Below are 8,703 nucleotides of genomic sequence, written 5' to 3' on the forward strand. Positions count from 1 at the left end.
CACAGATGCAGGTAGTGCATCTGTATTTGTCATGCCAGAAATATAAAATTGGCGGACGACTTAGCTTATAGTCATTCGCCAATTTTACATCCGCAGGTCATTACTCTATTAACTTAATGACATTGCCCTTAAAGTAGACAGGTGAAATAAAAAACCTTCTGCTTATGGGGAGCATTTCATTTTACCGAAACGGCTATTTTTTAGTTAAGGCTGGATCATAGCTCCAGTTAGTGTAATTGGTCCAACCACGTTAACTGAACCGGTTGTAGTTAATGCTACTAAAGAATATGAGACGCTACCAGTGCCCGGACTAGTATCAACATGGTTAATAGCTGTTGAACTAAAACGTCCATTTCCCGTTCCTTGTTCATTGATACTGAAAATAACAGTTGTTCCACGTAAGACTTGTAATTGGAGAATGCTATTACCGGCAGCATCTTGCCATCCGACAATTCCCGTTAACCAAATGCGGCTTCCTACAGGGATACCTGACATTGTTATTGTTTTTAAGGTAGTTGCAACACTGGTTATTACGATTGCTGAACTACCAAAGGTATTTGGATTATTTTCAGATACTTGGAGCTGTTGAAAAATGCCACCCGTTCCTGTTGCCCCAGTAATTCCGGTGACACCAGTTGCGCCAGTGTTTCCCGTGGCTCCAGTTACTCCGGTCGCTCCAGTGGCCCCTATCCCCGTTGATCCGGTCGAGCCTGTTACTCCAGAAGATCCAGTTGCGCCTGTTGAACCTGTAGCCCCAGTTGTTCCAGTAGTTCCCATAGACCCAGTCACTCCCGTTACCCCTGTGGTACCTGTCACGCCTATTCCTGTCGCTCCGGTCGAGCCTGTTCTTCCAGTGACTCCGGTCGGACCTACAGATCCAGTTGGGCCTGTTACTCCGGTTGTTCCAGTGGCCCCAGTGGCTCCCTTAGGGATAACAGGTTTAATGATTCGAGACACCTTTAAGAACCATGAAGAAAAAGGATGAGAGTTTAAACTATTGTCCATCAATAACCCCCTTTTTAAGCGCCATCAATTTAACCATGAAAAAAATATACTCTATTAGTTCGTATATACCCATAGTATTGAAGTCGATTTAGTAATGACTTGGCTATATCCTAAACAACTAAATTTTGATGAAAACTAATACATCCTATTCCCTTCTAAATCAGATCTTCTGCAAGGTTAATGATTGGTTGTCTATCATTAACTCGCAAATAAATAAGAGCCATGGGATTCTTTGATATGCTCCCCTTATAGTAGAGATTTACCTCGATCTATGCATAAGAAAAAGCCTCGGAGTATTCCGGGGCTTTACTTTGGTTGGAAAAACAGATTAATAAACCCCGCAAATAGCAGGGCTTTTTTTGATTTACTCTCCAAGAAACTTCTTCCACCATGCCTTATGCATTTTTAAATCCCCCTATTTTTCCTCCAGTACCTTCTCAAATTACATAGTAAATAGTACCAAGTTTGAATGACCATATTCTATTATTTAACCCCATTAATCAAGGGGATCTTTTCTTAAATAGTAATATTTTCGGGATTTATATATTAATAAGCAAGAAAATCGATTTATTTTGAGATGGATAAACTGAATAGCAACGTTACCAATGAATCGAATAGTAACGTTACCAAACGAAGGGAAGCGCCCAAGGGTAACAAGAACGCTAGTCACTACATATCCCCCCCACCTCCAGCCTTACTGTAACTATTGGAGATATTAATCGTATTAAACGATGTATATTGGTTAATTATCTCAAATGAAAAGAGGAATAGAATGAGCTTATTCCAAATCATCTTTATATTTATTGCCACACCTCTTGCTATCGTAGTAGATTGGATAAGATATTTTGTGTATAAAAGAAAGTTAATGAAGCCATTTAGGAGAATCGTTGTAAGTCCTCAAGAAACTATTCTAGGTTATAAAAAAATTAGTGTGCTTTACGCTTCATATAAAAAGCTCCCACCAGAGATCTATAAAATTGTCAAAATGGATCTCAAATCGAAGGAGTTTAAAACTCCCTTCCTACAGATTGTCGATCTATTTGCTAAACTAGTACTCACAATAGGTGTAGCACTCATTTCATTTTCAATGACCCTTTCAGGAACATTGCTAGGATTCGCGAAGAACGATAAAAATACAAATCCCGAACTTATAGATAAATGGATACAAACTGCAACAAAGATAATTGATAATTTCAAGTCAAGGCTTGATGCTTATTGGTATACATTCCTGATTGGTGCATGCATTTTTCTAATCGCTACAGTTGATCTTATTGTTGTTTATTTTCAAGAGCTGGAACTAAAAAAGCATCTACAAATCATTGAAGAGATAGATAGCGAAGAAAATTAATAATCATCTTTCTGCAACTCTATATCTATTTCGATTAGCTTCTTCAGGTCATCCACCGTCTTGATCTCAATGCGTCCGTCTTGGAAATCCTTCACCCAACGAGCAATGCCCGCTTTAACAATCTTGCGGTACTGCTCCTTGCTTTCCAGAATCCCTTCCATGACGGCCAGCTCATGCTGCATCAACATATCATGCTCATATTCTGTTCCCATTGTGTTCCCCTCAATTTTCCGTTAAAATTGGTGGCGAGATAGTGGCTTTAGCTTCCGTGGCCACGGGTTTCCACTATCTCAGTCGGGGGAACCTGACTGGGTAAGAGGGCCTTGACGCGCCCTCTTTTTTATTTACTAAACCATTGCTTGTAGATCTCGGATGCAATCCCCTTCATCATCAATGGAGGGACGCTCATGCTGCAGACATATTGGACATCTGCATCCATGAAATCATAGTCCCGTGGGAATGTTTGAATCCGAATAACGTCCGAATCGCTAACCTGTTGAGGTACGTCTGTCCGGACAAACACAGAAGAGCTCGCAATTGTATTCGGCACCTTTTGATCCTTGACCAGTATTGTATTGAAATTACTGTTCTTGCCCTCTTCCCTCTCTGTCACATCACCCATGTTAAGATCCCTTGGACGTCGCTTCTGCCACCGCTGGAACGTCTTACTGCTTGGGGTAATCAGTTGGCCATCACCACTGCGAATGTCCCTATACAGAACTGGTGGTTCATTGAAATCGAGCCGCAACGGCGGGAAGGACATGTCATCTCTCACAGCTATGAAGAAGATCCTTTCCCTCTTCTGAGGTACGCCCATCGTAGCCGAGTTCAGAAGGAACAACTGTGGTCGGTAACCAAGCTCTCGGAAGCGTGACAGAACCATGCTGACATAGCCTCGTGCCTTCCCGATGATCATCCCCTTTACGTTCTCCGCGATAATGACACGCGGTTGCAGCTTCTCCGCAACATCTAGGAAATCAAAGAACAGATCATCCAGTCGCTGAACAGCTTGCCCCTCCCGAAACGCAAACTCACCGCCCCATTTCTTTTCTCTTGCGCCTGCGGTGGAAAATACGCTGCATGGTGGCGAACCATCCAATATGTCCAAGTTAAACAGTTCAGGTGGCAGCTCATCATTGGGCAGTGCCTTGAAATCCTGAATTGGCATCATAAAGGGATGCTTAGGATTATGATTGCGCCGATAAATCCGCATCATCTGGGGATCAATCTCCACATTCCCCAGCACCGTGTATCCTGCAAGCTTGTATCCCATAGTTGAGCCGCCGCCGCAAGAGAAGCAGCTGAACACCGTTCTCCCGTGCTTATTTACGGCATCAATATCTTTCAAACTCCAATCCCATGCTGGCATATCTATTCACCCTCAGAATCAAAAACGAATCCACAGCGCGGGCATTTGCACCCGAATTGGGATTCGTCGAATTCACTCGTATCCAGTTCTCGGTTCACGAAATCGCCGAGTTGATCCTCTGGCGGCTCCGTGAATTCTTCAATAAGGCTTTCTATTTCATCGGCATCAAAGCCCGTAAGTCCAAGGTCTGCTGCTTCTGCTTGGAGCTCTTCAAGAAGGCGTGACAATGCTTCATCGTCCCATCGGCCTTCCACTTTGTTCAAGGTAAGGTTCAGTAATCGCTCTTGCGTCTCATCTAGGTCAACTACTGAAACCTCGACTTCCGTGCGCCCCAACTCGTTGACAAGGATCTTATAACGCTGATGACCGCCGACCATGTTTCCAGTACGCTCATTCCAAACGATCGGGTCAATATAGCCAAACTCCTCTATGCTGCGGCGCAGCTTTTCGTACTCAACATCGCCTGGCTGCAGGTCGACACGAGGGTTGTAGGCTGCTGCTTTAATCTGATCGATTGGTAGCACTCTGACTTCCATGATTCATACCCCCAAAAATAAAACATCCCCCTTAAACGGGGACTGTCTCTTCATAACCATTTTAAAAAAGGTCAGGTATTGCCTCTTGAATTTTTTTGAATACTGTTAAATATTCAGAAAAAAACATTTCAAAAAACATTTGTACAAGTTTATCCTTTTGTGATTCGATTTCATTTTTTATTAAACCGGATATTCTTTCCGGATTAAACACAAATTTTGCAGAAACACTTGGAGCAGTTATTTGTGTTATAGATTGTGAAACTTCCGAATTTATTGATGCAATTGCAAATTCAAAGGTTGATTTATCACGGTCATCTGGGAGCATAAAGTATATGTTAAGCTGCACCAATAAAGTCGACTTATCTAGATTGAGTTCAAGATCAGGAATTGCAACAATTGAAAGTTGATTTTCAATTGGGGCTAATTTTTCTTTTAGATATTCTTCTCCAAGTTGCTCAGCTCTGTTCAATACTTCGGCTTTAAGTTTATTTAAGTCAGTTAAGTCTCGCAGTTCTTCAAGCTTGGATACTAATTGTTTTCCCTGCTCGGAAAGGGCACCAATATTTTGATCTAAATTTGAGAATGCGTTATTTACCTGGTTTTTAATTAAGGCTTCTGTTTTCTCCTTTAATTCTTTTGCTGCAGCTTCAAGTTCAGCGGCTGCCTTAGCTTTTGCAGCTTCTTCAGCTTCACGTGCTTTCTTTTCCAATTCTGCTGCTGTTGCTGCTGCTTCTTCTTCTGCTTTTCTCTTTGCTGCTTCTGCTGCTGCTTCTGCTCTTCTTCTTGCTTCTTCTGCTTGTCTTTGCAAATTTCTCCCAAGTCTTCTGGACGCTCTTGCAGCTGCTCTTGCAGTTACTTTACTTGGATTTTCTGTAAAGACACGTGCTGCATGTGTAACAGTATCTGTAGAAATTTTAATTTTTTTCAGTTTCAGTCCCATAGTCGCATTACCTCCATTTAAATTTTCGAAAATTATAGTTCGCAATTATTGTTCTTTTATTCATCGTCCCCCTATTTATGTTGAGTTGGTTTCCTATATATGCATCCATAACACGCTCGTAGAACGATTCTATCCCGCCGTCCTGCCGTTTTCTGATCTTCATCCTACATTCCCACTCATTAGGACTTTTGTTCTTTAAATCGGCTTAAGTTTCGTCATTACGGCAAAAGAAAAAGCACCTTAGTTGGTGCTTGAACAGTGTTATCAAATTACTTTGATTTACCCTCCTCGGCTTCGTACTTAACTCTATCCCACTCTTTTTCCAAATATTCCTCTGTTAACTGAACCAGATCTTCAGTATAGCTTATTAACTGTTCTCTCCCCGCATTTCTAAATTCGTAGCAAAGTTCATCATTTATTGCACTTAGTGCTTCGTATGCTATCTTCTTTAACTTTTCATCCTCATTCAATTCAAGCAATTCATGTTCGCTAACTAATACTTTTTCACCCTTCATAATCTCAGTAAGAATTTTTTAACCTCATTCTTGTTCTAGGAAAATCAACCTCTAAGCCTCGACTCTATCCTCCATAGGAATATCGAGCAACATTCATCAGTCATTTGTTTGTTCCCTTCAATCCCACGCTCTCATAATATCATGGAAAAATGGTCAGGTTGGGTTCAACATGGTCTCAAGATGAGGTCAGGTTGGGTTCACGTTCGGGTCAAACGTTTATCTCTTTTCGCCGCATAAGATGGAATAGGGTAATTTTCCAGAATTTCAACCGTTCATTTGGAAACAATAATTGAGGTAAAAAAAAAGAGGAGTGATGATTTATGGGTAATGGATTGAAGAATGGATATGGTGTATTAAAATGTAAGCTGGCAGAAGAAGAGAAGGTATACATGATAGGAAAACATCAAGAGCATGTTGAGGTTTTAGTTGAGGCTGAATCAAACGTAAAATATAGATTGGCTATCAACATTCTATCGAAAGTTAAACCAGATTATTTACCAAAAGACATAGCAAATCAGGTACTTTATTATGTCGGTGAAGATTTCAAGTCGGAAGAGATAACATTTTTGCCTAATCTTGATTTTGGTTTCACTAAGATAACAAGTGAAAATCGAAACATCGCACTCGATTATATTCGGGGGAAATTAGTAATACCTAACAAGATGACTATTCTTCCTAACACTGATCCTGAAGGAGAGAATGATAACAATCCAGATAATGATCTTTATGACAAAGTCACTTCTTATATTGAAGAAGCAAAAGAAAAGCAAGCAACTTTTTATGTTTTTGGTGAACCTTTTGGCCCAGAAGAGAAACCAGATGAATATTTTCACTTCAGACCTGGTCGTGGAATTCATAATATTCACATGAATCAAGGAAGTGCAGGTAAAAAGTACAGTAAAGAAAATGGCTCCTGGCAAGATGGTGGGGTTTTAATTCATTTCGAAAAAGAGAATAGATGGGTGGCTATTTTCACAGCATTTCAATCCCAATCTTGGTGTACTGACGACAAGGGGGATGCAACAAAGCCAGTAAGAGAATGTGATCATATGAGTTGTGATGCGAATGAAGAACCATGCTAAAATTTCATTGGATTAGTTAATACAAAACGGCAACCTAGAGAACAATACTCTTAGATTGCCGTTTTGTTTAATCTCTGAATTCTGCATCATCTTGCTCGAAAAATCCGATAAGCTTCAATGTATTGGCAACACTTTTCATGCCCTCATCGATCTTGCGTTTGACGGTGCTGTCGGTGAGGGATCGCCGGAAGAATACCCTTGAATGGTATCTGTACTCAACCGCCTTACGGGCTTCTTCGTCTTTAATTAGCCGTTGAGCCCTTTCAAGCTGATGTGTGTAAAATTGATATCTTTTATATACCCAGCGTTACTTTTCAATCAGAATTGTGGCGTTGGCCGTTTTGTCCGTATGCAGATCTGTCTGATCGATGCGTAGAGCTGCTTTGCCTTAAACCGTAATTTTTTGAAAATTCTGCTCGAATTGCTCAAAGTCTCTCATTAAGGAAACCATATCTGTATATTTTTCGAATAACCTTTTATACTCAACTCTACAAGAAATTTTTCAAGGGTCATTCTAGTGTAGCCATCACTGGAGACATCTATACACACATGAGAGATGAAAAGAAAAAGAGCCTCATGACCAAATATTCAGAAGCAATAAATTCATCAAAAGAAGCCCCCGAATCTGTGGGTAACTAGTTTTCCGTTAACAAGTCCGTTAACAAATACAAGGAGCCTTATGCTCCTTACTTCCTATAGACAGCAAAAAACCCTTGTCCGACAAGGGTTTAATGATATGGTGCGCGTAGAGGGACTTGAACCCCCACGCCAAAGGCGCTAGATCCTAAGTCTAGTGCGTCTGCCAATTCCGCCATACGCGCACGATATTTAACTGGTGAGCCATGAAGGACTCGAACCTTCGACACCCTGATTAAAAGTCAGGTGCTCTACCAACTGAGCTAATGGCTCTTACAAATGGCTGGGGATATAGGATTCGAACCTATGCATGACGGAGTCAAAGTCCGTTGCCTTACCGCTTGGCTAATCCCCAACGTGGTAAAAATGGTGCCGGCGAAAGGAGTCGAACCCTCGACCTACTGATTACAAGTCAGCCGCTCTACCAACTGAGCTACACCGGCGTATTATGGTGGACGCTGACGGGATCGAACCGCCGACCCTCTGCTTGTAAGGCAGATGCTCTCCCAGCTGAGCTAAGCGTCCATAATGGTGACCCGTAGGGGATTCGAACCCCTGTTACCTCCGTGAAAGGGAGGTGTCTTAACCCCTTGACCAACGGGCCTTACAATAGAATTATCTATATTAATTACATCGATCTCTTCTGTGGAGCTCTCAACCGGGATCGAACCGGTGACCTCATCCTTACCATGGATGCACTCTACCGACTGAGCTATGAGAGCAAATGGCTCCCCGAACAGGACTCGAACCTGTGACAACTCGATTAACAGTCGAGTGCTCTACCAACTGAGCTATCAGGGAATATTACCGGACTCTCACAGGACATGCCTGCATGTAGTCCATACAAAGGACAGCTTGGCGGCGTCCTACTCTCCCGGGACCCTGCGGTCCAAGTACCATCGGCGCTGGAGGGCTTAACGGTCGTGTTCGGGATGGGTACGCGTGGAACCCCTCCGCCATCGCCACCAAACAGCATTGGCTTAATGCCAATATGAAGTTCAAGGTCATACCTTGAAAACTGAATGCGAAAGTTCGTGTTGAATCAAATAGGATAAGCCCTCGACCGATTAGTATTGGTCAGCTCCACACATTGCTGTGCTTCCACCTCCAACCTATCTACCTCGTCGTCTTCAAGGGGTCTTACTAATTGGGAAATCTCATCTTGAGGGGGGCTTCACGCTTAGATGCTTTCAGCGCTTATCCCTTCCGCACATAGCTACCCAGCTATGCTCCTGGCGGAACAACTGGTACACCAGCGGTGCGTCCATCCCG

8 protein-coding genes, 8 tRNA genes and 2 rRNA genes are annotated in these 8,703 nt (G+C 42.3%); 2 read left to right on the forward strand and 16 right to left on the reverse strand.

The window, feature by feature from the left end; all coding sequences use genetic code 11:
* Positions 1-204: 204 nt before the first annotated feature.
* Positions 205-1,005: a hypothetical protein gene (locus ACQ5BJ_RS26130; RefSeq protein WP_430112980.1), complete on the reverse strand. Its 801-nt coding sequence runs from the start codon at positions 1,003-1,005 to the stop codon at positions 205-207.
* Positions 1,006-1,777: 772 nt separating this feature from the next.
* On the opposite strand from ACQ5BJ_RS26130, the gene ACQ5BJ_RS26135 reads away from it, so the two are divergent.
* Complete coding sequence (locus tag ACQ5BJ_RS26135) at positions 1,778-2,353, forward strand: hypothetical protein (RefSeq protein ID WP_430112983.1); 576 nt, start codon at positions 1,778-1,780, stop codon at positions 2,351-2,353.
* On the opposite strand, the gene ACQ5BJ_RS26140 is transcribed toward ACQ5BJ_RS26135, so the two are convergent.
* The 5 genes from ACQ5BJ_RS26140 to ACQ5BJ_RS26160 form a co-directional block, all read right to left on the reverse strand.
* Entirely contained in the window at positions 2,350-2,565 is a 216-nt protein-coding gene (locus ACQ5BJ_RS26140; RefSeq protein WP_430112985.1) for a hypothetical protein, read from the reverse strand. The two genes, ACQ5BJ_RS26135 and ACQ5BJ_RS26140, sit on opposite strands and share 4 nt — an antisense overlap.
* 128 nt (positions 2,566-2,693) lie before the next feature.
* Positions 2,694-3,722: a DNA cytosine methyltransferase gene (locus ACQ5BJ_RS26145; RefSeq protein WP_430112988.1), complete on the reverse strand. Its 1,029-nt coding sequence runs from the start codon at positions 3,720-3,722 to the stop codon at positions 2,694-2,696.
* A gap of 2 nt (positions 3,723-3,724) precedes the next feature.
* The gene (locus tag ACQ5BJ_RS26150) at positions 3,725-4,258 is read right to left on the reverse strand and encodes a ParB N-terminal domain-containing protein (protein ID WP_430112990.1); all 534 of its coding nucleotides are present in this window, start codon (positions 4,256-4,258) and stop codon (positions 3,725-3,727) included.
* A gap of 61 nt (positions 4,259-4,319) precedes the next feature.
* Positions 4,320-5,198 (reverse strand): hypothetical protein, encoded by an 879-nt coding sequence (locus tag ACQ5BJ_RS26155; RefSeq protein ID WP_430112992.1) that lies wholly within the window; start codon positions 5,196-5,198, stop codon positions 4,320-4,322.
* A 269-nt stretch (positions 5,199-5,467) separates the two neighbouring features.
* Positions 5,468-5,713 (reverse strand): hypothetical protein, encoded by a 246-nt coding sequence (locus tag ACQ5BJ_RS26160; protein ID WP_430112993.1) that lies wholly within the window; start codon positions 5,711-5,713, stop codon positions 5,468-5,470.
* A gap of 320 nt (positions 5,714-6,033) precedes the next feature.
* Here ACQ5BJ_RS26160 and ACQ5BJ_RS26165 point away from each other — a divergent pair, with 320 nt between their 5' ends.
* Complete coding sequence (locus ACQ5BJ_RS26165) at positions 6,034-6,795, forward strand: DUF2278 family protein (RefSeq protein WP_430112994.1); 762 nt, start codon at positions 6,034-6,036, stop codon at positions 6,793-6,795.
* A 737-nt stretch (positions 6,796-7,532) separates the two neighbouring features.
* Here the strand turns inward: ACQ5BJ_RS26165 and ACQ5BJ_RS26170 are convergent.
* The 10 genes from ACQ5BJ_RS26170 to ACQ5BJ_RS26215 all read right to left on the reverse strand — a co-directional run.
* A tRNA-Leu gene (locus tag ACQ5BJ_RS26170) sits at positions 7,533-7,616 on the reverse strand.
* A gap of 12 nt (positions 7,617-7,628) precedes the next feature.
* Positions 7,629-7,704, reverse strand: a tRNA-Lys gene (locus ACQ5BJ_RS26175).
* Positions 7,705-7,711: 7 nt separating this feature from the next.
* Positions 7,712-7,786, reverse strand: a tRNA-Gln gene (locus tag ACQ5BJ_RS26180).
* 12 nt (positions 7,787-7,798) lie between these two features.
* Positions 7,799-7,874 (reverse strand) — tRNA-Thr (locus ACQ5BJ_RS26185).
* 6 nt (positions 7,875-7,880) lie between these two features.
* Positions 7,881-7,956, reverse strand: a tRNA-Val gene (locus ACQ5BJ_RS26190).
* A gap of 4 nt (positions 7,957-7,960) precedes the next feature.
* Positions 7,961-8,035: transfer RNA gene (locus tag ACQ5BJ_RS26195), tRNA-Glu, on the reverse strand.
* A 42-nt stretch (positions 8,036-8,077) separates the two neighbouring features.
* Positions 8,078-8,153 (reverse strand) — tRNA-Thr (locus ACQ5BJ_RS26200).
* 3 nt (positions 8,154-8,156) lie between these two features.
* A tRNA-Asn gene (locus ACQ5BJ_RS26205) sits at positions 8,157-8,232 on the reverse strand.
* A 52-nt stretch (positions 8,233-8,284) separates the two neighbouring features.
* Positions 8,285-8,401 (reverse strand): 5S ribosomal RNA (gene rrf, locus ACQ5BJ_RS26210).
* Positions 8,402-8,478: 77 nt separating this feature from the next.
* A 23S ribosomal RNA gene (locus tag ACQ5BJ_RS26215) occupies positions 8,479-8,703 on the reverse strand; the annotation flags it as partial.

Origin of the sequence: Paenibacillus sp. B1-35 (assembly GCF_050474385.1) — a bacterium.
Classification (GTDB): Bacteria; Bacillota; Bacilli; order Paenibacillales; family Paenibacillaceae; genus Paenibacillus_B; species Paenibacillus_B alvei.

Coding starts and splice junctions, on each gene's coding strand:
- ACQ5BJ_RS26150 (WP_430112990.1), bottom strand. CDS start 4,258: ATGGAAGTCAGAGTGCTACCAATCGATCAGATTAAAGCAGCAGCCTAC.
- ACQ5BJ_RS26140 (WP_430112985.1), bottom strand. CDS start 2,565: ATGGGAACAGAATATGAGCATGATATGTTGATGCAGCATGAGCTGGCC.
- ACQ5BJ_RS26165 (WP_430112994.1), top strand. CDS start 6,034: ATGGGTAATGGATTGAAGAATGGATATGGTGTATTAAAATGTAAGCTG.
- ACQ5BJ_RS26145 (WP_430112988.1), bottom strand. CDS start 3,722: ATGCCAGCATGGGATTGGAGTTTGAAAGATATTGATGCCGTAAATAAG.
- ACQ5BJ_RS26155 (WP_430112992.1), bottom strand. CDS start 5,198: ATGGGACTGAAACTGAAAAAAATTAAAATTTCTACAGATACTGTTACA.
- ACQ5BJ_RS26160 (WP_430112993.1), bottom strand. CDS start 5,713: ATGAAGGGTGAAAAAGTATTAGTTAGCGAACATGAATTGCTTGAATTG.
- ACQ5BJ_RS26130 (WP_430112980.1), bottom strand. CDS start 1,005: ATGGACAATAGTTTAAACTCTCATCCTTTTTCTTCATGGTTCTTAAAG.
- ACQ5BJ_RS26135 (WP_430112983.1), top strand. CDS start 1,778: ATGAGCTTATTCCAAATCATCTTTATATTTATTGCCACACCTCTTGCT.